Source organism: Neobacillus notoginsengisoli, from assembly GCF_003515685.1.
Taxonomy (GTDB): Bacteria; Bacillota; Bacilli; order Bacillales; family Cytobacillaceae; genus Bacillus_D; species Bacillus_D notoginsengisoli.
Window position 1 is genome coordinate 255,575 of sequence record NZ_QWEG01000004.1, and the last position, 24,473, is coordinate 280,047.

Annotated in this window: 25 protein-coding genes and 1 pseudogene; 8 read left to right on the forward strand and 18 right to left on the reverse strand. The window is 44.7% G+C overall.

What is annotated here, in order from left to right:
* The first annotated feature begins 14 nt into the window (after positions 1-14).
* Positions 15-1,601 carry a phosphoglycerate dehydrogenase gene (gene serA / locus D1B31_RS07925; protein WP_118920220.1) on the forward strand — a complete coding sequence of 529 codons (1,587 nt, stop codon included), beginning with the start codon at positions 15-17 and terminating at the stop codon, positions 1,599-1,601.
* Positions 1,602-1,668: 67 nt separating this feature from the next.
* Here the strand turns inward: serA and D1B31_RS07930 are convergent, their stop codons facing one another.
* The 12 genes from D1B31_RS07930 to D1B31_RS07985 form a co-directional block, all read right to left on the reverse strand.
* Positions 1,669-2,586, reverse strand: coding sequence for a sugar phosphate isomerase/epimerase family protein (locus tag D1B31_RS07930; RefSeq protein ID WP_118920221.1), 918 nt, complete (start codon positions 2,584-2,586; stop codon positions 1,669-1,671).
* On the reverse strand, positions 2,564-3,694 hold the full coding sequence (locus D1B31_RS07935) for a Gfo/Idh/MocA family protein (protein WP_118920222.1): 1,131 nt from the start codon (positions 3,692-3,694) through the stop codon (positions 2,564-2,566). The genes D1B31_RS07930 and D1B31_RS07935 overlap by 23 nt, the downstream gene beginning before the upstream one ends.
* Positions 3,695-3,844: 150 nt before the next feature.
* Positions 3,845-4,357 carry a D-ribose pyranase gene (gene rbsD / locus D1B31_RS07940; RefSeq protein ID WP_118920223.1) on the reverse strand — a complete coding sequence of 171 codons (513 nt, stop codon included), beginning with the start codon at positions 4,355-4,357 and terminating at the stop codon, positions 3,845-3,847.
* A 4-nt stretch (positions 4,358-4,361) separates the two neighbouring features.
* Positions 4,362-5,294 (reverse strand): ribokinase, encoded by a 933-nt coding sequence (locus D1B31_RS07945; protein ID WP_118920224.1) that lies wholly within the window; start codon positions 5,292-5,294, stop codon positions 4,362-4,364.
* Positions 5,295-5,371: 77 nt separating this feature from the next.
* Positions 5,372-6,070 carry a deoxyribose-phosphate aldolase gene (gene deoC, locus D1B31_RS07950; RefSeq protein WP_118920225.1) on the reverse strand — a complete coding sequence of 233 codons (699 nt, stop codon included), beginning with the start codon at positions 6,068-6,070 and terminating at the stop codon, positions 5,372-5,374.
* Positions 6,071-6,179: 109 nt separating this feature from the next.
* Positions 6,180-8,387, reverse strand: coding sequence for an extracellular solute-binding protein (locus D1B31_RS07955; protein WP_158587494.1), 2,208 nt, complete (start codon positions 8,385-8,387; stop codon positions 6,180-6,182).
* Between the two features lie 140 nt (positions 8,388-8,527).
* Positions 8,528-9,043 (reverse strand): CPBP family intramembrane glutamic endopeptidase, encoded by a 516-nt coding sequence (locus tag D1B31_RS07960; RefSeq protein WP_118920227.1) that lies wholly within the window; start codon positions 9,041-9,043, stop codon positions 8,528-8,530.
* A gap of 42 nt (positions 9,044-9,085) precedes the next feature.
* Positions 9,086-9,343 (reverse strand): hypothetical protein, encoded by a 258-nt coding sequence (locus tag D1B31_RS07965; protein ID WP_118920228.1) that lies wholly within the window; start codon positions 9,341-9,343, stop codon positions 9,086-9,088.
* Positions 9,344-9,439: 96 nt separating this feature from the next.
* Positions 9,440-10,561 (reverse strand): HAD family hydrolase, encoded by a 1,122-nt coding sequence (locus tag D1B31_RS07970; RefSeq protein ID WP_118920229.1) that lies wholly within the window; start codon positions 10,559-10,561, stop codon positions 9,440-9,442.
* 642 nt (positions 10,562-11,203) lie between these two features.
* Positions 11,204-11,932, reverse strand: a complete 729-nt coding sequence (locus D1B31_RS07975; protein WP_118920230.1) for a class I SAM-dependent methyltransferase — start codon at positions 11,930-11,932, stop codon at positions 11,204-11,206.
* A gap of 122 nt (positions 11,933-12,054) precedes the next feature.
* Positions 12,055-12,756: an NAD-dependent deacylase gene (locus D1B31_RS07980; RefSeq protein WP_420846082.1), complete on the reverse strand. Its 702-nt coding sequence runs from the start codon at positions 12,754-12,756 to the stop codon at positions 12,055-12,057.
* Between the two features lie 121 nt (positions 12,757-12,877).
* A complete protein-coding gene (locus tag D1B31_RS07985) occupies positions 12,878-13,489 on the reverse strand; it encodes a hypothetical protein (RefSeq protein WP_118920231.1) in 612 nt (203 codons plus the stop codon).
* 229 nt (positions 13,490-13,718) lie between these two features.
* On the opposite strand from D1B31_RS07985, the gene D1B31_RS07990 reads away from it, so the two are divergent.
* Complete coding sequence (locus tag D1B31_RS07990; RefSeq protein WP_118920232.1) at positions 13,719-14,615, forward strand: hypothetical protein; 897 nt, start codon at positions 13,719-13,721, stop codon at positions 14,613-14,615.
* A gap of 70 nt (positions 14,616-14,685) precedes the next feature.
* Here D1B31_RS07990 and D1B31_RS07995 read toward each other — a convergent pair whose 3' ends face one another.
* Both D1B31_RS07995 and D1B31_RS24185 read right to left on the reverse strand, forming a co-directional pair.
* Complete coding sequence (locus D1B31_RS07995) at positions 14,686-15,516, reverse strand: CAP domain-containing protein (protein WP_118920233.1); 831 nt, start codon at positions 15,514-15,516, stop codon at positions 14,686-14,688.
* A 309-nt stretch (positions 15,517-15,825) separates the two neighbouring features.
* Positions 15,826-15,972 carry a hypothetical protein gene (locus D1B31_RS24185; RefSeq protein ID WP_158587495.1) on the reverse strand — a complete coding sequence of 49 codons (147 nt, stop codon included), beginning with the start codon at positions 15,970-15,972 and terminating at the stop codon, positions 15,826-15,828.
* Between the two features lie 88 nt (positions 15,973-16,060).
* On the opposite strand from D1B31_RS24185, the gene D1B31_RS08000 reads away from it, so the two are divergent.
* The 3 genes from D1B31_RS08000 to trhA all read left to right on the forward strand — a co-directional run bounded on the left by D1B31_RS08000 (position 16,061) and on the right by trhA (position 17,931).
* Positions 16,061-16,456, forward strand: coding sequence for a CidA/LrgA family protein (locus tag D1B31_RS08000; protein ID WP_118920234.1), 396 nt, complete (start codon positions 16,061-16,063; stop codon positions 16,454-16,456).
* On the forward strand, positions 16,434-17,117 hold the full coding sequence (locus D1B31_RS08005; protein WP_118920235.1) for an LrgB family protein: 684 nt from the start codon (positions 16,434-16,436) through the stop codon (positions 17,115-17,117). The genes D1B31_RS08000 and D1B31_RS08005 overlap by 23 nt, the downstream gene beginning before the upstream one ends.
* Before the next feature lie 169 nt (positions 17,118-17,286).
* Complete coding sequence (gene trhA, locus D1B31_RS08010; RefSeq protein WP_118920236.1) at positions 17,287-17,931, forward strand: PAQR family membrane homeostasis protein TrhA; 645 nt, start codon at positions 17,287-17,289, stop codon at positions 17,929-17,931.
* Between the two features lie 17 nt (positions 17,932-17,948).
* On the opposite strand, the gene D1B31_RS08015 is transcribed toward trhA, so the two are convergent.
* Both D1B31_RS08015 and D1B31_RS08020 read right to left on the reverse strand, forming a co-directional pair.
* Entirely contained in the window at positions 17,949-18,992 is a 1,044-nt protein-coding gene (locus D1B31_RS08015; protein WP_240035208.1) for an alpha/beta fold hydrolase, read from the reverse strand.
* Positions 18,989-19,507, reverse strand: a complete 519-nt coding sequence (locus D1B31_RS08020) for a hypothetical protein (protein ID WP_118920237.1) — start codon at positions 19,505-19,507, stop codon at positions 18,989-18,991. Before D1B31_RS08020 ends, D1B31_RS08015 begins: the two co-directional genes overlap by 4 nt.
* 220 nt (positions 19,508-19,727) lie before the next feature.
* On the opposite strand from D1B31_RS08020, the gene D1B31_RS08025 reads away from it, so the two are divergent.
* Positions 19,728-19,970, forward strand: a complete 243-nt coding sequence (locus tag D1B31_RS08025) for a hypothetical protein (protein WP_118920238.1) — start codon at positions 19,728-19,730, stop codon at positions 19,968-19,970.
* Positions 19,971-20,046: 76 nt separating this feature from the next.
* Here D1B31_RS08025 and D1B31_RS08030 read toward each other — a convergent pair whose 3' ends face one another.
* Together D1B31_RS08030 and D1B31_RS08035 are read right to left on the reverse strand one after the other, a co-directional pair.
* Positions 20,047-20,937, reverse strand: coding sequence for a manganese catalase family protein (locus D1B31_RS08030; RefSeq protein WP_118920239.1), 891 nt, complete (start codon positions 20,935-20,937; stop codon positions 20,047-20,049).
* Between the two features lie 75 nt (positions 20,938-21,012).
* The gene (locus D1B31_RS08035; RefSeq protein ID WP_118920240.1) at positions 21,013-21,237 is read right to left on the reverse strand and encodes a YuzF family protein; all 225 of its coding nucleotides are present in this window, start codon (positions 21,235-21,237) and stop codon (positions 21,013-21,015) included.
* 315 nt (positions 21,238-21,552) lie between these two features.
* On the opposite strand from D1B31_RS08035, the gene D1B31_RS08040 reads away from it, so the two are divergent.
* Positions 21,553-21,780, forward strand: coding sequence for a hypothetical protein (locus D1B31_RS08040; RefSeq protein ID WP_118920241.1), 228 nt, complete (start codon positions 21,553-21,555; stop codon positions 21,778-21,780).
* A 61-nt stretch (positions 21,781-21,841) separates the two neighbouring features.
* Positions 21,842-24,426, forward strand: a pseudogene (gene adhE, locus D1B31_RS08045) (bifunctional acetaldehyde-CoA/alcohol dehydrogenase).
* Positions 24,427-24,473: the final 47 nt, after the last annotated feature.

The following is a 24,473-nucleotide window of genomic DNA, read 5'->3' on the forward strand; positions in this document are numbered from 1 at the left end:
AGGAGATTGGCATCGTGTTTAAAGTACTTATTACAGACCGTATAAGTGACAGCGGGCTCCGCGCTTTATATGAACACCCGCTATTCACTGTGGATAAGCAAATAGGCCTTTCGCATTTAGATCTTGTTTCAATCATTAAACACTATGATGCATTAATTGTCCGAAGCCAGACAGAAGTGACCGGGGAAGTCATCCAACAGGCTTCACGCCTTCAGGTAATTGCCCGGGCAGGGGTTGGCGTTGATAATATTGACGTGAAGGCAGCAACGAGAAAGGGGATCATTGTCATTAATGCGCCTGGAGCCAATACAATTGCGGCAACCGAGCATACACTTGCGATGCTGCTGGCTGTGGCGCGGAATCTTCCGCAGGCCCACCGAATTACAACGGAAGGCGAGTGGAATCGCGGTGCCTTCCAGGGCGTAGAACTGTACCGGAAAACGCTCGGTATTATCGGCATGGGGAAGATTGGAACGGAAGTGGCGAAACGGGCAAAAAGCTTCGGGATGGAAGTGTTGGGTTTTGATCCATACTTTACGGAGGAGCGGGCGGCAAAGCTTGGTATAAAGAAAGCGACTCTAGATGAAATTGCCGTGTTTTCGGATTTTATCACCCTTCATACGCCATTGACGAATGCGACGGAAAACCTGATAGATGAGGCATTTTTGCAAAAAGTAAAGCCGGGGGTACGGTTGATCAACTGCGCGCGCGGAGGAATAATTGATGAGGATGCACTCGTTGCGGCAGTTGGAGAAGGCCGGGTTGCGGGCGCGGCACTGGATGTGTTCCAGACCGAGCCGCCAACAAATCAGGGACTATTAGGCAACCCTCGGATCGTTATGACACCACATCTTGGTGCGTCAACGGTCGAAGCACAGGAAAAAGTAGCCGAGGAAGTGAGCACGGAGATTATTGAGATTCTCGAAAAAAAGGTCATCCGCCACGCGGTGAATATGCCGCAAATGACGAACGAAGCTTTGCAAAATCTCCAGCCTTATTTAAGGCTTGGCGAACAGATTGGCCAGCTGGTCATCCAGCTTCTGAACGATGCCCCCGATAAGGTGGAAATCGATTACTATGGGGATTTGATTAAAGAAGATACTGACCTTATCTCGAGGTCAATGATCAAAGGGCTGCTAACGCATCATTTAGGGGACTCTGTTAATCTGATTAATGCCTTGCACCTATTGAACGAGCAGGGAGTTCCGCATACGGTTCGAAAAAACACGAAGAATAAAGGCTTTGCCAATTATCTGGAGATGACAGTCCATCATGGCGAGGAGTCTGCCTGTATCGGAGCGACTGTTTTGAACGGCTATGGCGAGCGGATTGTGAAAATCAATCAATACCGGATTGATGTGAAGCCCGAACGGCATCTGCTGTTCATCAACCATCACGACATGCCGGGCATAATCGGAAAAGTAGGTGCGCTACTAGGAGACCAACAAATCAACATCGGCACCATGCAAGTCGGAAGAACCGACATCGGCGGCAACGCCATCATGGTCCTCACCCTCGACAAACCCATCTACGGGAACGTGTTGAAAGAACTTACAGCAATCGAAGGCTTACGGGAAGCCCAACTCCTTGAAGCAAAGTGAAGCAGGGGACGGTTCTGCTGCTTCATTCGGGACCCGAATGAAGCGCTGGAACCGTCCCCGTGCCTCATTAAACGCCTATTTTTTTCAGTTTGTCATCAAGGAATTTTTTTGCCCGTGGGATGTCTTCTTCGTCTAGGTGTTCGATGATGATTGGGATGTTTGGATGCTTCTTGGACAATAGCTCCAGGTATAGGTCGTAATTTAGGGCTCCAAGGCCCGCGGCGGGAAGTTCAACGTCGCCTGCTCCGCGGAATGTATGGGATTCGACTGCATCGATTGCGGCATGCTTTTCGCTCTTGTCTTCCGAATATTTAATATCCTTTGCATGTGCAATTTTCACTTTGTCTTCAAGGGCGTTGAAGATGCGGTAAAGTTCATTATCAACGTCGTCAATATTTTTTCCGGTAAAGAAATTGGTGGGGTCAAGCAGTAAGCCTAAACCAGGATGGTCTACTTCTCTAAACAAACGAAGAACCTGGTCAACGCTTCCAACGATGTTATTGACATAGTTTTCTACTAAAAATACCGCGTCATGCTTATGTGCATATTCGGCCAGGTCTCTGATGACTTCAGTGATTTCCTGCACGGCTTCTTCTGTACTATTCTTTTCATGATAAACCCAGTCGCTTGAAGTATCATACGTTCCAGTTTCACTGATGACATAAGGGGAGCCCAAGTCACGCGCGAATTTCAAAAGCGTTTTGACATAGGCAATATTTTTTTCACGCTTCACTGGATCTGGGCTGACCAGATTGGTATAGCCGGAAATGGCTACAATTTGGATATTCGCATCCCGGAATGCATTCCGGATTTTATGTGCTTTTTCGACGGTTAATTTCTCTGGAAGTGTATGGGGATCTTCCAGATCCATATCCTTGAAGCTTAAATCGAGCTGAACGCAAGTAAATCCGTCATCCTTAATCCTTTTAATGGTTTCCTCTAATGTATAAGGGTAATATCCGTTAAATATGCCGACTGAGATCATGCTGATAAACCTCCTTTAAAGTTTCAGATAGTAATACCGTTCTTTCTTCTTTAATGGATAAATAACAGGCGTCGATGGCAGCCATTGTATGTAGATTGTCACGTCCGCTAATTTCCGGCTCCGTATTATCTTCAACGGCCCTTAATAATTGAGTCATTGTTCCAAGGAAGGCATCCGGGAACCAAACTTCATCCCAGGTCGGCTCGATCCATTGATTCGGATGCTTCCGCGTTGTAAATTTAATCGTGCTTGGTTCGCGTGCAGGTGAAGCAGGCCAGCCAATCGTTCCCCAGGCCATTCCATCAAGTCCTTCAACGCGCCATTTAATATACATATCCTTTTCTGTGCCTTCACCTTGCCAAGCCCAAACATCATCAAGGCTTGTTGCCATTAGTTCATTGGCATATTGGAATGTATATTGGCTGATACCGTCAATATGATTGAAAGTTGTTCGCGGATCACTTCGAGTGATAGCGGTTACTCTTTCAGGGTCACCAAACAAGTAGCGGAAAATATCGACATGATGGATCCCCATATTAAGAATTTCAAGCCGGTCATATTTTTTGAGAAAGTCCTGCCAATGTGGAATCGCTCTCATTTCAATCGTGGCCAAAACAATATCGCCAAAATAATTGTGATCCAACAGAGTTTTGAGCGCCCGCATCGATTGGTCGTAACGCATGTTACTATTCACGCCGAGTTTTACATTGGCCTCTTCACAAAGCCTAACAATTTCTATTGCTTCCGGGAGATTCATTGCCATAGGTTTTTGACATAAGATGCCTTTAATATGCTTTTTCTTAACTGCTTCTTTTACAATTTCCAGTTGCTGGTCAGGTGGCACCGCGATATCTAGAATTTCAATATTCTCATCTGCAATTAACTCCTGCCACGAGCTATATACATGAGGTATATCGAATTCTTTGGCTGCCAAAGCTGCTCCAACTCCATTTAGAGATGTAATTGCAAAAGGTTTAAATCCGGCATTCCGGTAAGCAACCAAATGACAGTTCCTTACGATTGCTCCGGCGCCAATGGAACCAATCTTGAAATCTGTTCGTTTCGGTAATACGGCGTGAATATTAAGGTCTAAGTCAAAGGTGGACATAATAAATCTCCCTTCTTATAAAGTGAAACTTCAATCATTGGGGGTTTTTTTCACCCCCAATGATTGTTAGTTGAACCAATCGGGCTTTTACGGGCAGTTGATCCCCCACCTATCTTCTTCGTTTATACCTGGAATCTTGAGGTGGGGGTCTTACTGCCCGTTAATGCGGGATAAACTTGGAACTTCGTTTTCTGTTATTCTCTTCCTTCTTTCTACATAAGCCGGCAGGATTTCAATGTTTTCCTCTGTGAACCAGGCGAACGGATCCGTACTTGCCACCAGAGCAAAGTTAGCCCATGCATTCAGCGAACCTGACCGAATGACTACCTTTGCCTTAGGAGCCAGATTTTCTACCAGGTTTTCATGGGTCGTTCCTTTAAAAACAGCACCTGAGCCTGTATAGATTTCCTGAATATTTTTATATAAATCTGGATGGTGTGTCTTTACCTCCGTTGCAAAAGCCACCTCCTCTACAAAAATCTCTTTTCTGAGCATCCTTAGAATATCTAAAACATCGGCTTGGCCGGCATAGAATCCCAAGTCAATCCGGTGGGCATCTTTTGGAATGGGAAAGCCCGCATCAGTGACCATGATAATGTCGGTATGCCCGCATTCCGCCAACGCCTTAGCGAGTTCGGGATGCAAAATACTGTTTGGCCTCATTCTATTAGCTCCTCTCCAAGATTTGATTATTTTGTAAAAATGCTTCAACTTCCGTCCGTGTATGATAGGAAGGGACCGTTTCCCATTTCGTGCAGCACAGTCCTGCAGCGGCATTGGCGAAACGGACTGCTTCATCAAGCTGTTTTCCTTCAGACAACGCGACTGCCAGCGATGCATTAAAACTATCACCGGCGCCATTGCTATCCACTACATCAATTTTAAAGGCGTCCACATGCCGTGTTTCTTTTGCTGTATGAATGTCTACGCCATTTTCACCCAGCGTAATTACAACTGTTCCACAGCCAGTCTGCAAAAGCTTTTCGGCTGCTTGGCGATGGGTAAGCCCTGCTTCAGGGAGCTCGCCGATTGTTACCCTTGATTCTGTTTCATTAGGAGTCAATATATCTATACAACTTAAATCATAGGTGAGGAGATTCTGGGCTGGAGCAGGGTTGAGAATAGTTGTCTTTCCTAATTCTTTTGCTTTTTTCATGGCATAAAGTGCGGTATCCAGGGGAATTTCCAGTTGAGCCAGGACAACGTCCGCTTGTTCAATCAAGTGGAGATGTGTATCAATGTCTTCTTTTGAGAATTCTTCATTTGCCCCCATATCAACTGTAATGATATTTTTTGCAAAAGTATCTTTAATAATGAATCCAACACCAGTTGCTTTATCCTCTGTCTGTCGAATTCCATCTGTATTCACCTGTTCGGAGCCCATTAATTCAATGAATTCGTTGCCGAACGAATCTTTTCCAACTACACCGATATAGGATACGTCCGCACCTAAACGTGCCGCCTGTACAGCCATGTCCGATCCCTTTCCGCCATAGGTTTCACGGTAGTCCCGGCCCAGTAGTGTCTCGCCTGCCACTGGAATGCGGTTTGCAGTCATGACCAAAGCCTTTGCATAACTTCCAATAATACATACCTTCAATTATACCACCACCCTTAGGAAAAAATTTCTAGTAATCTTAAAAACCCATGCTGGCTTGCTCTAAATATGAAAAAATATTAATATGCGTTCCTATCTCCTTCAAGCCCTTCGCATATTTCAGGGCCGGAGCTTGTTCCGACTAGTTCGGCACCAGCTTCAAACATAGCTTTCATTTTCTCGAGCGTGTTTACTTTGCCTGAAACCTTAACCCGGCAAGGGGCCTGGATATTCTCTTTGAGGATTTTCACGTCTTCTACTGTAGCCGCACACCCGCCGACTCCCCAGCCGCTGGATTGCTTAACCCAATCAATCCCCGCTTCATGGGCCAGTTTTGCTGCCCTTACTTTTTGCTCGTGATTAAGGAATCCAAATTCCAACATGGCTTTTACAACCACGCCGGAGTCATGAGAAACTTTGACGATTTGCTCCATTTCCTCGAAATACTCTTTTTCGAATCCGCCAATTAATAATCCGGGATTAGGAGGGAAGTCAAATTCGTCCGGACCAACCTTAATTAATTCCTTTAAAGCAGCCAGCTTCATTTCGAGCGTATCGTTGGCCATAGGAAAGTTCAGCGTTGTGGCTACCTTTATTCCCGTTCCTTTTAAGACGTCTTTCGCTAAAGAAACGAAGCAGGGTGCAACCATGGCTGCATCAAATCCATATTTCACACTTGTTTCCAGATGTTTGATCATTCCATCCTTAGTAAGGTTCGGATTTACATTCGTATATTGGATGGCTTTGGCAACTTGTCTTTTATCATTGAAATTGATCATGATGGCCTCCTTATGTAATGTTACATGAAACGTTTCATATAATATAGTAACATGTTAAATTTACCATTTCAATACTTCTAACCAAAAAAAACGACTCTTGGATGAGTCGTTACGATTTTTTGGTATTTAGATTGATTAATTGGCTAAGTTCGTTCTGAATAGTAAGCAGGGCTTCTTCCTCGTCGATTTGCTGCTCTAAGGCTTTTGTAATTTGCCTTGAAATGACATGGCTATATAAATAGTTTTGGCCTTTATTCGCAATTTTAATATTTGGGAGAATTCTTTTCCGGCTCTTTCGATAGCTTTCCAAAACACTATCCTTCCATGGATAAGTATCCTCAAGCTCACTGCTTTCATAATAGCTTTTCTTTAACGTGGAACCCCCTAGTAAAACTAATGGAATAACTAATTGGTCACTGCAAACCCAAGTCAGAAAATCTTCCATAGCTTCCTTTTTGGTGCTATATTGGTTAATTCCGATACTCCAGCCTCCCAATACAGGGGTTCCTCCAGGAATTTGGCCTACTCCAAGATTCCCGGCAACCTTCGACTTCGTGTAATCGTTTAAATCCATTGCATATGAATCATAAAGAATTGCCATTGCAGTTTTGCCTTCCTTAAAAACTTCAACTACTTCATCCCATGAATGTACAGGTCGATCAGTATTTTGTTTGTAGATATTTACAAAGTTTTTTAAGGCTGCTAAAGCATTGCTATTATGAATAATGACATTGCCATCGTCATCAAACACATCACTTCCATAAGACCATAATCTGTTTAGGTAGCAAATCGTTGTATAAATGTTTTCTCCTGTCACTTTTGAAACACCATATGGTATAGGTGATTTGGGATTGAAAGACCTCGTGAAAAATTCCGCAATTATATTAAAATCCGCCCAGGTTTCCGGTACAGATAGTTCTTTCCCGTATATTCTGGAGAACTGCCTTTTCAATTGTTCGTTTTCAAATAAATCCTTTTGATAAAAAAGCAGCTGTGTCCCGGACATAATTGGTACTGCATGATATTCTCCATCATAGTAACCGCACTGCTGTTCAAGTCCGTCAATAAATTCATTAAAATTAATAGCTGAATTAGTAAGAGGCATGAGAACCTTATTTTTAACCAGTTCATCAATCCAAGTAATGTCCATCATAATTCCGTCATATCTGTTGCTTTGGTCAGAATGTAGTTGATAGACAATATCTTCAAGTTCGTCGTATTTCAATAAATCGAATTCAATATGAATCCCAGTTTTTTGAACATATACCTCGGAAAGCATTTTTAAGCTAAAAGAGGTTGGACTATCGTACATTGCCAATCTTATGCGAACAGGAAGCGGGGCTTTTTTTAGTTCTGCTGTAACAGGAAGTGTTTCCCTGATTTCAGCAAAAATCCGCTCGGCCATCGGCTCATGGGTCCTTGGATTTTCAATTGCATGAAGTGCCCTCATGACCGCATGATGAGCAACTTTTTTCTGGGATAAACGTATTTGAACTGGGAAGTTTTCTTCATCTTCAATCCAATTCTTATCCTTTAAGACGGCGATGTGTATACCTTTTCTCTTTAATAGCTTTATTGCTTTTTCTACTCCTTGAGCAATTAAATAAGTGCCTGCTACAATAGCATCAATTTGCGGATTTTGAAAGAGTAGTTCATATGCCGCCTTAAAGCCCCGCTCCTTGCTGTAGTCTGTTATTTTTAGAAGCCCCTTGCCGGCATGATACTTATTATAAATTTCAATGATTTTTTCATTATAGAGAAAGGATCCGTCTAAAATCATCGCGGTATTTTTTTTAGCATGACGATTAAAATAATTCATCGTTTGCTCGAATGCCTTTGAGTAGTCAAGGAATATTGCATCGCCTTTCAATATGGCATCCTCTCTCGGGGAAACAACAATAATAGGAGTTTCTACTTGGCCATCGACCAAATCCTTTTTTCTGGGAATCACTGTAAGCAAGATAATTCCATCCACTCTTTGTTCCAGGCATTTATCAATCGCTTTTCTTTCAAGAAGACGATTATTATGTGTGAAGAGTAACAGGACACTATAACCACGTTCATTTAGCATAGTTTCGACGTGGAAAATTAGCGATGAATATTCCGGATTGGTTGAGTTAGGCAGAATCAGCCCGATTAAACTGCTTTTTTCCATTTTAAGACTGCGTGCATTCGCATCAGGCCTGTAGTCCAGTTCTTTCATTGCACTCTCAACCCGCTCAATTAAATCCAAATTATTCGTTTTTCCATTAAGCACATTCGACACTGTTCCAATTGAAACCCCAGCCAACTGTGCAACCTCTTTTATAGTAGCCACACGCAACTCCACCTCGTTAAACGTTTCATATCTATGCTAAATAGTAGCACATTGTCCAGAAAGCGCAAACAATCGACGGGTCTGCTGCTTCAAAAGCGAAAGCACCGGCTGTGTTATATTTAGCCGGTGCCTTTTTCAGCTTACATGGCATGGGTGGAATTTTGAGCAGGAATGTTTTTTCCTGACGACCAAATCATCTTTCCGACTGCCAGGACGGTTGCGAACATGAGTATAGGAATGATATACCCGATTGATTCCAAAAGAAAAGAAGAATGATGATGCTCTGAGCGGTAGAAAATTCCCCCGTTATCTTGGCCAAGGGTGCCATTGAAAAGGCCGTAACACACATTCAGGCCCCAGTGGATACCCGTTGCGGCCCCTATCGAGCCTGATTTATAAAACGCATAAGTTAGCGAAAGGCCTAGAAGAACCGAAAACTGTGTATTGGAGAGGGAGAACCCTTCATTCCAGATGTAGTCAAAAGCATAGACGGTGATGGAAATTGCAAAAATCCACGGAACGGGGAGGAGATTCTTTAGTTGGGCGAAAATATAGCCTCGTGTAATGAGATCATTTAGAAATGAGCCGATAAAGAATGTTCCTAAAACCATCCCAAATGTCAGCAGCGATTCCTCTACCGGTTTAACCCCCGTCATGCTGAACGCGCCAAGTTTCCAGGAAACGAGGTATTTGATAAGTCAAAAACTAAATCCAATGCTGAAGCCGATGAAAAGGTTTCTCCGCCACTTAAGAGGAAACTTGAGACCTGCATCACTGAATTCCTTCCGCTCCGTCCACTTTAAGAGGAAAAACAGAAGAGGAAAAAAGCCGACCACCAAAAGAAGCTGCACCACAATACTCGCCGATTTCGCAATCCCCATATTCAAATACACATCAAGCAAAATAAAACCCAACAAAACCTTTGCATAACGCCAATAAATCCCGATTGGGCCCATAAAACCACTCTCAATTCATATAGAATAGTGAAGCAGGGGGACGGTTCTGCTGCTTCATTCGGTACCCGAAAGAAGCGCTGGAACCGTCCCCGTGCCTCAAATAATGCTTCTGACTTCCATGACGTTTTCGAAGATATAGTCTGCTTGGTGTTGTTCGAATTGGCTGCGGGCTTTTGTGCCGGTTAGGCCCGTCAGGACAGCGGCGAATTGGCAGCCCATTTTGCGGGCAGCGAGAAGGTCGGCAAGTGAGTCGCCGACGACGAGAGTTTCCGGACCGTTTTTTAGTGGCAGTGGCGTGTTCAAAAGTGTGTCCGCGTTTGTTGTTTTGCCAAAGAGAGCTTGTAAATAAGTATACGGGTGCGGCTTCGCTAGTGACTGTCTATCGTTTCGCTGGCGCTCGGCCATCAGGACATCATCGGCTGTAGCGATATTGTCCCGGTCAAAATATTGGAGCCAACCGAGCTGTTCAAAAGGCTGGATTGTTTCAAGTTCGGGCCTTCCAGTTCCAACCCCAAGTAGGATTCCACAATCCTCCAAGTCTCTGAAAAGGCGGTTAATGTCTTCGCGTGGGCAAAGTACCTTTTCATTGGCCAAGAAACCTGCTTTACCTTTCTGAACCGATGGCCTGCCTGTCGAGTTGAACACATGGTCATCGCCGACATACCATTCCTGGGAAACATGCTCTCCGACGGACCAGAGTTCGCCCTTTTCCTGAAAAACATTTGTTTTAATCCCCAGCTTTTCTGAAGCAAGGGCATCCAAGTGGCGGAATAGCCCTCGCTTTGTTTCCTTTGACTTTTCAAAATCATTCAGGAACTTGCCGAAGTAAAGATTATTTTTACGGCCTTTCAGTTCATTACCGATATTCATTAATGTTTTTCTATCAAGACCGTTGCTGAACAAGTTCTTAATTTTACTTGTATCATCAAGTTGTGACAACAGCCGGATGAGGTGATAGCTGAACGTTATGTAAATCATATCCCAGTTGGCATTGAGTCCGCGGGACTTAAGGAATGAGAGCACGCCGTCTTTTTGGAATACTTCTGACCTGATGGCGTCAATTTCGGCTTGTGTAAAATCGGTCCGAAACTTTTCCGGCGCAAGGCCGAGATAATTCGGGCTCATCAGCATCTCCCACACCGTGAGAGCCGAAGCATCAAAGTAATGCTCCTCACTCAGTAAAACACCGTCGACATCAAACAATATCGTATTGATCAACAGCCATCCCCCTCAGATTTACTTTTATTTACTGTAACACATGTGAGGATTCGAAGTGAAGCGGGGAAGCAGGGGGACGGTTCTGCTGCTTCATTCGGGACCCGAAAGAAGCGCTGGAACCGCCCCTGTGCCTCACCCAGAAGTGGCAGTGCTTTTCAGGGATTTTCCCGGAAGTTGTAGTGTTGTGCCTTCAATGCCGTAACAAATTGTTTCATCTGGGAATAGTTTGGAATGGTAAAGAATTGGAGGAGGTATCCAGTATGCAGCAAAATGGCATTGAGGGAGTAGAGCAACAAAATACAGGGACGCGGGATCATCACGAGAAATGAAGTAACATTTATATCAATTTATCCAGGTTGAGTTGAAGGACGGGACGGTATATCAAGGGATTTTGCATAGCTATGACAAGGAACAAATGTATATGATTATGCCTAGTATGCATTCCCCGTATGCATCCATGTATTCCCATACTAAAGATGAAAGCCGGCTATTTCCTTTCTTTGGTCCATTCGGTTTATTCGGGTTTCCGTTTTTTAGCATTAGGGCATTTGGTCCATTCTTTCCATTTTTCATTTTAAGAAAGCCGTGAGAAAAGCTTGCAGAGATCATGCTGCAAGCTTTTTTTGGGGTAGTGCTGGGAGATTATTTTGAGCATGAAAAAATCCTGTAATCCAATATCTCATGGTACTTGGCTATCATCTGAAAATGCTGGTTCATGACTGCATACAGCTTAGGATCGATATGGGCTGAATAATGGAATTCCGGCGTTGCCTGATGCTGGAGAATTGGCGTTGTTTGCGAGTGGATTTTTATGTTTTTGAATCCGATACGTTCCAATAGGGAAATCCAGTCACGCTCCACTGGGAGGGAATCAAATCCATAAAAAGTTTTTATTTCATTTTCAACCCACTCTTCCGGTTTCTTGTTCACCGTCAGTTCGTTTGCGATAAATCTTCCGCCAGGCTTCAGTAGTCGGTATATCTCCTGAAGGGCCCTTGGTTTATTGACAAAAGATAGAACCGATTCGGATAGAATTAAATCGAACATTCCGCCTTTTAGAGGAAGTTTTTCAATTGAACCTTGAATAATTTTAACCGGCAGATTGTTTTTTTCCATTCTTTGTTTTGCTTTTTCAACCATAATCGGGTTGATGTCCACCCCAATTACCCTTGCTTCATAAGTGGAGGCGAGATAGGCGGCTGTTTGCCCCGTCCCGCAGCCTGCATCCAAAATTCGCGTACCCGCATGAATCCGCTCTCCTTGAAGGATTTCCTTTGTCAGCTCAAAGCCCCCCGGATGAGCACCCCCAACCCCAAACTTGGACAAAAAATCTAAATAAATCGAATCTCGAATCGGAACCACCTTCTCCATTCAACATATCCCCATCATATGAAAAGAAAGAAAAAGTGGTTCCTGAGGCAGTGGTGAGGCAGGGGGACGGTTCCACTGCTTCATTCGGGACCCGAAAGAAGCGTTGGAACCGTCCCTGGGCTTCATTCAAGCTGCTGTAGGATGGAGCCGATTTTTTCGTTGGTGATGATGAGGTCGGCGAGGTGGTCGAGGCCGGTTTTTTCGATGTTTATGATGACGAGTTTTGCGCCTGCTTGTTTTGCGATTTGGGGGAAGAGGTTGGCTGGGGATACGGTCAGAGAAGAACCGATTGCGACGAACAAGTCAGCCTTTTTGGCCTCCCGTTCAGCCTGGATAAAGGCGTCTTCCGGCAGCTCCTCCCCGAAAAGGACAACCGATGGCCGCAAGAAGCCGCAGCATTCGCATGATGTACCGAGCTCCATGAAGTTATCAATCGGATACCTCCTTCTGCAGTCATTGCAATGACAGGTTCTTAACGTGCCGTGAAGCTCGGCGACACTTTCACTTCCGGCAAGGTGATGGAAGCCGTCAACATTTTGCGTAATAATCGATTTGACTTTTCCTTCACGTCCCCATTTAGCCAGAATTTCGTGCCCTTTATGGGGAGTGCACGCTCTTAGGCTCTCAACCCGGTAACGATAAAAATCAATGAATGCTTCCCGGTTATTGTACATGGCATCCGTGCTCGCCAACTCCATCGGGTCTATATTATTCCACAAACCCGTAGAAGCTGATCTGAAATCCGGCAAGCCCGCCTCTGTACTCATCCCCGCACCAGTAAACACAACCGTATAAGAAGACTCATCAAACAACCTCCTCAACACATCCAACTTCAAAGCCAATCCCTCCTTTTGTGTTGAAGTAAGGTGAAGCACAGGTACGGTTCTGCTGCTTCTTTCGGGACTCGAATGAAGCACTGGAACCGTCCCCGTGCTTCCCCGTGCTTCATTGACGATCTGCCCTTCCAAAAAAGGATTTTATTTTTTCTGAAAAGGAGCGCTGCTCTGGAATGGGTTTTTCCTTGATATTAATAAGAGTCCAGATGTTCTGATGTTCAAATGCATCTGTTAAAAGGTCAATCCCGAAGTTTTTGCAAAACGACTGCATATCCTCATAATCATACTGATAGTCTTCAGAGTCTGGGAATGGCTGCTCAAAGGAAAAAGGCTTTCCTTCCTGTTCGGGTTTTTCCACATCCTCACCAGAATAAAACTTCCTAACAATTTTGCCGTTCTGATGAACGCTTAAATAGTACGTATCGACTGTGCTCTGCCCCATCGCCTGAATGGCAGTGGCGGAAAAGACCTGGGAAAGCTTGTTGGCCAATGAGACTTGCTGCTCATAGGAATCATGGCGAATCGTTACCCAGTTTTTATGAAGGCTCCCCACAGCAAAACAGGAAGGATATTCCTTCTGAAAAAAATCAATTTCTGCCTGCTGGTTGGATTTAATCTCAGGTTTTTCTCTATAAAGACCGTTAAGCCAATAGGCTAAATACTTCTGAACCTCGTTCACATTGTCCGTTTGCAGATGAATTTCATAAAAATTAATAGACATAACGCACCTCCCGCAATAAACTACAAACTTAAACTTCAACAAAAGAGGCCGGGAATCCTTCTTTTTAATGGAAGAGTGAGGCAGGGGGACGGTTCCGCTGCTTCTTTCGACTCTCGAATGAAGCACCGGAACCGTCCCCTGCTTCATTATTGGAAAAAGATGAATCTAATGTTAATACTATTCGTATGTTAGAAAACGGTTTTTTGTAGTGAGGGGGGAGTCGGGGCAATTGGTGAAATGGCTGGCGTATTTAGTGATTGGTTTTGCTTATTTCATGGGAATACTTGCTGTTGATGAGTGGCTTGCTGACCGCAGCGGTGACTATCTTGCGGCGTATTTGGTAATGGGACTGGGGATTTTCCTCGTAGGACTGTTTCTTTTGAAGGGAAAAGTACTCTTCTCTTTCAAACTATTTAAAAACTATTATTTGCGAGCTTATCTAGTGATCACTATAGGGGAGCCTCTCTCCTATGAAGTGTTTGATCAGTGGAGGCTCGGGAAATTTAGGAAGTTGGCGGACTTGAAGGATGTTTGGATGTTCCCGGGATCCATTGGCTGGCTGAACCTATTTATTTACAGTATGGGGGCGGCATTTATTCTAACTGCTGCTTATATTTTTATTGTTGGGTTAAAGGAATCTGGGAAAAACGTCATCCTGCTCTGTGTTTTTTCACTTTTGCTAACAGCTTTTTCCGTTTATATCACGAAAAATGACTTTGAAGCAATAAGGACTGATGGGATTGTTACGCACAAGCTTGGCAAAAAGGAGGAAATTGCTTGGTCTGAAGTGAGGCATGTCGATATTCTGGGGTACCTTTCCGAAGACGGCGTATCCAAAAACCGTACAAGGAGTTTTAAATGGGATTTCGTTTTCTATCTAAACGATGGAACTGAGAAAAGAATTGGCCCCTTTTTGTACAGCGAGTTTTATTTAAACGGTTCCTTGGACATAAAAAAGCTCATTATCGAGAAAAAAATCCCGATGGCTACCGATAAAATCACTAAAGAAGAATGGGGTTTTATAAAAGTCCACATGGAATACGAAGACGGAAACCCCGAAGACTTCTACAGCGTGTTCCAATACAATCCCGAAGCCAAAGAATACTACAGCATTCCGTATGAGTGAGGCAGGGGACGGTTCTGCTGCTTCATTCGACTCTCGAATGAAGCGCTGGAACCGTCCCCCTGCTTCATAGTTATTTTCCGATGAATTCCTGGGTCCAGTAGTTGCCTTGGGCGATGTGGCCGACTCCGATGTGGGTGAAGTTCGGGTTAAGGATGTTTTGGCGGTGTCCTTCGCTGTTCATCCAGGCTGTGACAACTTCTTGTGGAGTGCGCTGCCCCATTGCGATGTTTTCACCTGCATAGGAGTAAGTGATGCCGAATTTTTTCATCATGTCAAATGGTGAACCATAGGTCGGGCTGTTGTGATCGAAATAGCCGTTCGCGGACATGTCACGAGATTTTTCACGTGCCATCTTGCTGAGAGCTGTATCTATTTTTAGTGCAGGAAGTCCTGCTTTTGCCCGTTCCTGGTTTGTCAGGCTGACGACTTGCTGTTCGTAGGCGCTCAGTGTGCTTGCTGGTTGCTCAGCTGTTGGTTTTTTGGCTGGTGCTGGCTGCGGTTTAACCGGAGCAGGAGCCTTTGCCGGTGCAGCAGGTTTTGCTGGCTGTTGTACTTTTGCCGGAGCTGGCTCAGCTTTCTTTGGAGCAGGTGCCTTTTCCGGAGCTTTTTCAGCTGGCGCGTTTTCCGGAGCCTTTGGAGCAGCTGCGTTTTGCTTTGCCGGCGTATTTTCAGGCTTGGCTGAAACAGTCAGCTTGAAGTAATCTTGCAATCCCAACCGTTGGAGAGTTTCTTCTATAAATCTATTAAACTCATTAATATTGACATTCTGGCTGTGGTATACGTAAACTTTTTCCTGGACGGCCGGATTAGTTGATGCCGCTTCTGTTTTTTCAGGCATTTGGGCGGACATCCACAGTGCTGAAGCCACTGCAAAAGAAAGAATAACCTTATTCTTTTTCATAATGTTCCTCCTGTTGATAAGATTTGTTGCAGGTAGGTCATTTGTCCTACTGCACGATTATCGTAACACGCGTTTTTTGTCATAATTTTGGATAATTGTGTTATTGCGCGGGAGACAAAGATGTGGTGGATATTCAGGTAGGGGATAAACGCTGATATGAAAGGGTTTTTGGAAGAAAGGAGTTTTCGAAAGGAAATAACTTTTTTTCACAAAGTCTAGTACAATTGGCAAAAACTGCTTTGATAAACGGGTTGACAGCTGAATAAAATGCCTGCTTATATTACAGTTTCTTTATAGGAATGTAACAAACTATTGGATTGTCAGAATTCTTGGAAGGTCCGGCTGTCTGAACGCCAGAAGAATGGTAGCATCCCGAGGCAATGTAAAAGAATTATAGCGGTGGAACAGACAGACATTGGCTTCTATGCCAGCATCCATAACATCTAATGGAAGCATTGGAACCGTCCCCTGCTTCATTATTGTTTAAAAGTCCGCGTTTATAGTGTAAACTTTAGATAGTAGGTTTTCGAGGAGGAATATGTAGTTGTTGTCTTTAAAACAATTTGTGGTTTTTTTGGCCCAATTACTTTGTATTTGGGCTATTTATATGGTTTCGGTTTATATAACCGACTTTTATCATTTGACGATTCCGGCGAGCGTGCTTGGGATGGTCATTTTATTTTTCCTGCTGGCAAGCGGAATTGTGAAGGTACGCTCGATCGAGATGGCAGGCGCCTTTTTAAACAAGCATTTGGGCTTCTTTTTTGTCCCAATCGCGGTGGGACTGATGGATTTTGGCGGGTTAATTAAAACAAGCGGGCTTCAGATTTTCATTATGATCGCCGGCAGCACCATAGTGGGGCTGCTGTTGACTGGAAGCCTGACACAGCTTTTGGCAAAAGGGGAACGGAAACAGCATGAGCGGCATAACTCTTTTTAGTATTATTTTGACAATAGCGGCGTATATTGGGGCAGTCCATCTTGCCAGGAAAATCAGCACGCCATTAACGACACCAGTCCTGGTTGCAACGATCGTCATCATTTTCATTCTCTCATCAATGAAAATTGATTACAGCCAATACACGCCTGCAAAAGAATGGATGACGTTTTTATTAGGGCCGGCAACTGTTGCGCTCGCATTGCCCTTGTACAAAACAAGAAAAATCCTTATGGAAAAATTTAAATCAGCCGTGCTAGGCTTGAGCATCGGCACAATCACAACGATTATTACAGCAGTGGGTCTGTCAAAAGCATTGGGGCTTTCAGAAAAAATGCAGGCGGCGTCCGCTGTTAAAGCAGTTACGTCTCCAGTCGCAATTGAAGCGGTATTGCTAATTGGGGGCAGCCCGGCAACCGCTGTCGCATTTGTAATGGGAGCCGGAATCCTCGGGGCCGTATTCGGGCCAATCATCCTAACAGTAATGAAAATCTCAGACCCATTCGCGCGCGGACTTGGAATAGGCACCGTTGCCCATGGCATCGGGACAAGCCAAATCATGAAAGAAGGCTCGCTGCAAGGAGCAGCTTCAAGCGCCGCAATGGGAATCGCCGCAATCATCACCTCACTCATCCTACCGTGGATCTATCCTTTATTTAACTGAACATCATGAAGCAGGGGACGGTTCCGCTGCTTCATTCGACTCCCGAATGAAGCGCTGGAACCGTCCCCTGCTTCATCGAAACCGTCTGGGATGCGGGTTACCGTCTAAAGGTGTAGTATAGAAGTCGATACTGAATGGGATACGTACGATAGGAAGGACTGACAAGTAATTGAATACAAATACGCATGTTTTTTCTAAAGGGGAGGAGATTGCCAATGCCATCATCCATGGAATTGGCGCCCTCTTAAGTATTGCTGCATTAACAATTTTAATCATTTTTTCGGTTATGTTTGGAACGGTATGGCATGTAGTCAGTTTTACGATATTTGGCGTGACGATGGTTCTGTTGTATACCTCATCCACCCTCCTTCATAGCTTCCCGCCTGGAAAAGCGAAGGATGTCTTTGAAGTGCTTGACCACTCCTCCATTTACTTTTTCATCGCTGGGACGTATACTCCGTTTCTGTTCCTGACGGTGAAAGGGAGCCTAGGCTGGACATTATTCGGCATTGTTTGGGGGCTTGCGATTGCCGGTACCGTGTTTAAATCGTTCTTTGTCAAAAAATTCGTCGGACCGTCAACGATACTATATGTGGTCATGGGCTGGCTGATTGTCTTTGCCTGGAAACCACTGGCCGCCAATTTAACGACTGAAGGGATTGTGTACCTTGTGGTTGGCGGCTTGCTCTATACAGTGGGGTCGATTTTTTATGTGTGGCGTGGTTTTCGCTATCATCACGCAATATGGCATGTGTTTGTGCTTGCGGCCAGTGTGATGCACTTTCTTGCAGTCCTGACATTATTGCCAAAATAAAAAAAAGTTAAGTTTCCTCAGTTTGACCTCTCCGGCAGCCAGTCTGCAAGAAATCCAGGTAATCCTATTCCTTTGACTGCCAGTGTGGTGTGTCCGCCTGTTACGAGTTTGTATGTTTTATCTTTACTTGAAACGAGATGGATAAAATCTCTGCTTAAGTTCTCCGGTACGAGGCGGTCCTGGCTCCCAGCGACAATGAGGAGATTTGCTTTTATATTCGCCGGGTCTGCTTTTCTGCCTCGGATGGTAAGTGTCCGCTTCATAAATTTATTATTTTTGCCAAGGTCATTCAGCAGCTGTTTAAGAGCGGCACCTGGGAAGGGGATATGCCCGTTTGCCCAATTGTTAAAGCGGCGCCATCTGTCGACATAGTCTTTGTCATAACTTTTATTCAATAAAGACAGGTAATGGCTGAAATAAACGGGTGCACTGACAGCGCGCATCCCGATTTTCATGAAGGATGCCGGAACAGTACCATACGCGTCAAGAACCTCGTCCAGACTCAAATCGCCTTTTTTCATTGCGTTGGTCCATTTGTCAAAAAGAGGAGGATTAGAAAAGTTTAGCGGTGCAACACATAGGATTAAATTTCGGATCGGTTCCTTCGCGATAGAGGCATACATGGCGGCTAATGTACCGCCAAGACAATAACCGATTATCGTCAGTTCCCTCGCTTTTGAATGATGCAAAGCCCTCCGGACGGCTCGTTGAAGATAGTCAACAAGGTAATGGTCAATTGTAAGATGTTTGTCTTCGTAACCCGGAACACCAAAATCCATTAAATAAACATCATATCCATTCGTTACAAAAGATTCGATCATACTCGAACCAGGTGCCAGATCAAGGACAAAAGCTTTATTTACAAGTGAATAAACGAGAAAAAGGGGAGCCTTGTACTTTTTTTTCCGTGCAGGGTAATACCAAAGTGTCGCTTTGTTCTTTTTCCAAACCGCCACTCTTGGCGTCGGCCCAGTTTCAGGATCGGGGGAAGCCCAAATGCCCATGAATCCTTTCCATCGCTGAAGTTCCTTTTCACCGTCAAACATAGGCTGCTCCTTCACTTTTCATTCCTCCACCGGTGGTTTTTTACTTGAGACGTATGGCCAGTACCAACCTTGTCTGTAACTGGAGATTCCCCGCGGTCGATTAAACCAGCATCGAATAAATCTTTAGACAGTTTACGGAGTGCTTCCTTCCTTTTGGCACGAGTATCATGAACCTTTTGAAAAGAGGAAGCAGAACGTGGATTTCTCGGTAACTGTTTTTCCAGTTTTTCAGTCAAGCGAATCATTTGGTCATTCAACTGATCAACTTTTTCCTCCGTTTGGAGAACAAGCTTGGCTACATTTGCGACATCCTTTTTGGTTGGAGTATTCAATTGGGTGGAAAGAACTTCATGATAACGATGAAGCTTATTAATTAACCTCGCATGTGCGTTTGTGAAAATCGCCGCCGCCTCTGCAACTTCTTCTCTGTTCCAATGGTCATGGATGGATTGATTAAGCTGATTTTCTAGCTGGAAACCTGCCTTTCTCAATACTTCGTACATATTTGGCATTGCGTGTTTTTTTGACATGTTCATCCTTCTTCCTTTCTACCATTATGATCCTTGTCATTTGGAGTTCATAATAGTATAAACAAGCCTCTTTCCCTTTGTGCAAAAATTGGTCATCACGCCTGCGCCTTTTTGTTTATACATTGCCTTTTTTGCAAAATTAAGGCATGTACCGCTTCAGAATCATCCATCATGCATAACGTATGGAGGACTGAAAAAAGAGGACAAGGAGGGGGGTAAGATGACAGAAGAAGAAATGGAAGACATATTCTCCGTGTACGGCCACTATTCCTTATCTAAGAAACTCAAATACCCGCTACACATCTCCGGAGCACTAGATGATGTAGAAACAACCGTATTGGAGTCATTCTTTTCCTGGTACAGCTTCGACGAGGACAAGCCACTGTACTTTGACAACTTCCTCTACCACTTCACAATCTTCAAAATGATTAAAGAACGAAACATATTGCCGGAGATTTACTAAGGCAGGGTGAGGCAGGGGACGGTTCCGCTGCTTCATTCGAGTCTCGAATGAAGCGCTGGAACCGTCCCCCTGCTTCTTAGATATTGCTCATGAGCCGTTTGAGGATTCGTTCGTAGTCGTCGCGGTCGATGCCAGGGGCGAATTGTTCTGGTTTTTCTTCAAAGTCGGGAACCGGGGCTCCTTCCGGCATGCCGTCTATGACACGGAGGGGTTCGCCTGTTTCGGGGTTCGGGCCTTTCCAGATTCGGTCGATGTCCCGGTATTCCGGCTCGCCCCATGTATAGAGGACATTGTACAGCCCTTGTTCCATGAATTTTTTCGCATAGTCGAATTTATTATTATCAAGGCTTGGTACGGGGAGCATTTTGCCTACTTCTACCCCAGTCGCAACTTCAAGGGCTTTCGCATAGGCGATGATATGGGTGCCGCCGCGGACGAGCAGGTAGCCAATCATTTCCCTGGCCACAGGGTTGGTTGTCATTTCATACACGCGCATTTTATGTGTCCGGGCGCCGATTTCAAGCAAGTAATTATGGAGGAGATCGGCAACCAAGTTCCCGCTGTTGGTGACGAACTCTCCGTTCCACGGCCGCCCCATCCCATCTCCAGGATATGCTGCTTGGGCGGTCGTCGTAAAGTGGAGGGAGTAACGGGCATCCTTTCCGTTCATCAGAGGCGCCAGGTCCGGATCAGCCATAAACGTATTACCGAACGAAAGCAGGTTAATCGCATTGGCAACTAGCTCAACGTGGCCGAACTCTTCGGCTGTAATACTCGCGATAAGATCATAGAAGGGCTTATACTTCTTTTTCCCGCGGAAGTTAAAGGATTGAAACATATAATTGTTCAAGGTCGACATTTCGCCGAATTTTCCGCCCATCAGTTCCTGGACTGCGGCTGCTGCATTCGGGTCCCCGTGTTCAGGCCTTGGCAGCTCGATTGCAATCCTGTTGACGCGTTTCATCATATGGGCCACCCCCAAAAAAGATATTTTAAAACTGGATGTATCCAATCAGTGAGGCAGCGGAACCGTCCCCGTGCCTCACTCCATCACTAAGTCCGGATTTGGGACTACCCAGATGATTTGTGCTGTTCGAATGAAGAAGGTATTCCTGCCCAGCTCCACGACAATGTGATCGGGCTGCACGCTCGCAAGCCTTCCTCTTACTGAACCTCTTGCTGTTTGAACTGCGATATTGGAACCGACAATTCCGGAAAGAGCCTGAAAGACATAAGGGTCACTGATTTTCCATTCAATATTGTCCACTTTTATCCCTCCCGCACACTTTTCTAAGGAAGTATATGTTCGATGAAGGTAGTTTATATTTATATCTAGGAAAAAGTAGGTGGAGTAGTGTCTTTCCTTCTAATGGTGAAGCAGAATGCTATAGTAATATAATTAAATAAATGGATACGCTTACAGAAACAATAATCTTTTGCTGAATATCACTCGTGTAACTTTTAAACTTTATAAGGGTTAAAATTTATAAAAATAGAATTCAATGTTTGTTCAATATTTCACAAACTATTATTCCGGGAGACTGTTATAATAAAAGTGTAATAAGAAAAAGGAGGGATTCACATGTTAGTATGCGAATGGAGAGACTTCAGCACTGATGCCGAAACGTATACGCTTGAAGCCTTTGAAGAAGCTGTAGGCGATGAGTTTGAGGCAATGATGTTTAAAGATGATAAAGAATTTCCTGCCTTTATTTGGACTGTGAATTACGTGATTCTTGTAAAGAGAAGTGCAAGGATGTATACAGACGTTTCTTTTGAAAAAATCCCGAGGAATCCCGTTTGCGGATAAATGATATTTTTTTTATAAGTATATGTGAAATTATTCACAATCTTTAATAGGAGGGCTTTAGATGGTGAAAGCAGCAACTGTAAATGAAAATGTTGGAACAATAATCGATAAGCTTGTGGAAAAAGGGCTTAAAGCACTGGAGGAATTCCGGGGCTTCGACCAGGAAACGGTTGATGAGATTGTGAAGCAGATGGCACTTGCAGGGCTTGACCAACACATGCCTCTTGCAAAAATGGCCGTCGAGGAAACAAAGCGCGGCGTATATGAGGACAAGATTATCAAGAATATGTTCGCGACCGAATATGTTTACCATAACATCAAATACAATAAAACGGTCGGAATCATCAGTGAGAACGAGCATGAAGGCATGATGGAAATTGCCGAGCCTGTCGGCGTCATCGCGGGCGTAACGCCTGTGACGAACCCGACTTCAACAACGATGTTCAAAGCGTTAATCTCAATCAAAACAAGAAATCCAATCATTTTTGCTTTCCATCCATCTGCCCAAAAATCGAGCCGAGAAGCGGCTAAAGTTCTGCGTGATGCAGCTGTCAGGGCAGGGGCCCCGAAAAACTGTATCCAGTGGATTGAAAGTCCGTCACTTGAGGCAACCCAATCGTTAATGAACCATGGCAATATTTCTCTGATCCTTGCGACCGGCGGAGCGGGAATGGTCAAGTCGGCCTACAGCTCCGGAAAACCGGCGCTAGGAGTCGGACCTGGTAATGTTCCGTGCTATATTGAAAAAACCGCCAATCTTAAACAGGCTGTTAATGATCTGATTCTTTCAAAAACGTTTGATAACGGCATGATTTGTGCGTCTGAGCAGGCTGTCATCATCGACCACGACATATATGCGGAAGTGAAAAAAGAAATGGCGGCCAACGACTGCTACTTCCTGAATGAGGGAGAGAAACAGCTAGTCGAAAAGCTCGTCATCAATGAAAACACTTGCGCTGTCAACCCTCAAATTGTAGGCATGCCAGCCTGGAAAATTGCTGAAATGGCAGGAGTAACTGTCCCGGAATCAGTCAAAATTCTTGTGGCGGAGTTAACAGGGGTTGGACCTGAATTCCCGTTATCACGAGAAAAATTGAGCCCTGTTCTTGCATGCTACAAGGTAAGCGGACTTGAGGAAGGTTTGGAGCGCGCAGAAGACATGCTCAAATTTGGCGGTATTGGCCACTCGGCCGTTATCCATACTACCAGCCAGGAAGCGATAGAAGCATTCGGCTTTAGAATGAAAGCGGGAAGGATTATTGTCAACGCACCTTCTTCTCAAGGGGCAATCGGCGATATTTATAATGCCTATCTGCCTTCATTGACGCTCGGCTGTGGAACTTATGGCGGCAATTCGGTTTCCACGAACGTTGGCGCCATCCATTTGATTAATATAAAAAAGGTAGCAAAGAGGAATGTAAACATGCAGTGGTTCAAAGTCCCTTCCAAGATATATTTGAAAAGAACTCAACACAATACCTTGCAAAAATGCCGAACATCTCAAAGGCATTCATCGTGACAGATCCGGAAATGGTCAAACTCGGTTACGTTGACAAGGTGCTCTACTACCTCAGGAAGCGTCCTGATTATGTGCATTGTGAAATTTTCTCTGAGGTGGAGCCGGATCCTTCTCTTGAAACTGTCCAAAAAGGCGCCGAGAGGATGGCGAAGTTCCAACCGGATGTCATTATTGCGCTCGGAGGAGGCTCGGCAATGGACGCGGCAAAAGGAATGTGGCTGTTCTATGAATATCCTGAAACAGACTTTTTTGGCTTAAAGCAAAAGTTTCTTGATATTAGAAAGCGGATTGTGAAGTATCCGCGCCTTGGTGAAAAGGCACAGTTTGTCGCCATCCCGACAACTTCTGGCACCGGCTCAGAGGTGACTTCGTTCTCTGTTATTACAGATAAGGAAGCAAATACGAAATATCCTTTAGCCGACTATGAATTGACCCCCGATGTCGCGATTGTCGACCCGCAGTTTGTCATGACGGTTCCAAAGCATATTACCGCTGATACGGGCATGGACGTGTTGACGCACGCAATTGAAGCGTATGTATCCTGTATGGCGAACGACTTCACCGACGGGCTAGCCATAAAAGCGATCCAGCTTGTGTTTGACTACTTGCCAAGGGCTTACCGCGACGGAAGCGATGAGGAAGCGCGCGAAAAAGTGCATAATGCTTCGACGATTGCGGGAATGGCTTTTGCGAATGCCTTCCTCGGCATTAACCATAGCCTTGCGCACAAGCTTGGCGGGGAGTTCCACATCGCCCATGGCCGTGCGAATACGATCCTGATGCCGCATGTGATCCGGTATAACGCCACAAAACCGAAGAAGTTTACTGCCTTCCCGAAATATAACCATTTCGTGGCAGACAAGCGATACGCCGAAATCGCCAGAATGCTGGGCCTTCCTGCCGCTACAACAGAGGAAGGGGTGGAAAGCCTCATCCAAGCCATTATCAATCTGGCAAAAGAACTCGAAATCCCAATGACAATCGAGGCAAATGGAGTTGACAAAAAAGAATTCGAAAGCAAAGTCGGCTATCTCTCCGAACGAGCCTTCGAAGACCAATGTACAACCGCCAATCCAAAACTGCCACTCATAACAGAACTAGCAGAGATTTATAGATTAGCATTTTAAAAAACAGGGGAGCCATCCCTGTTTTTTTTTGTGCTGTCATGCTTAGC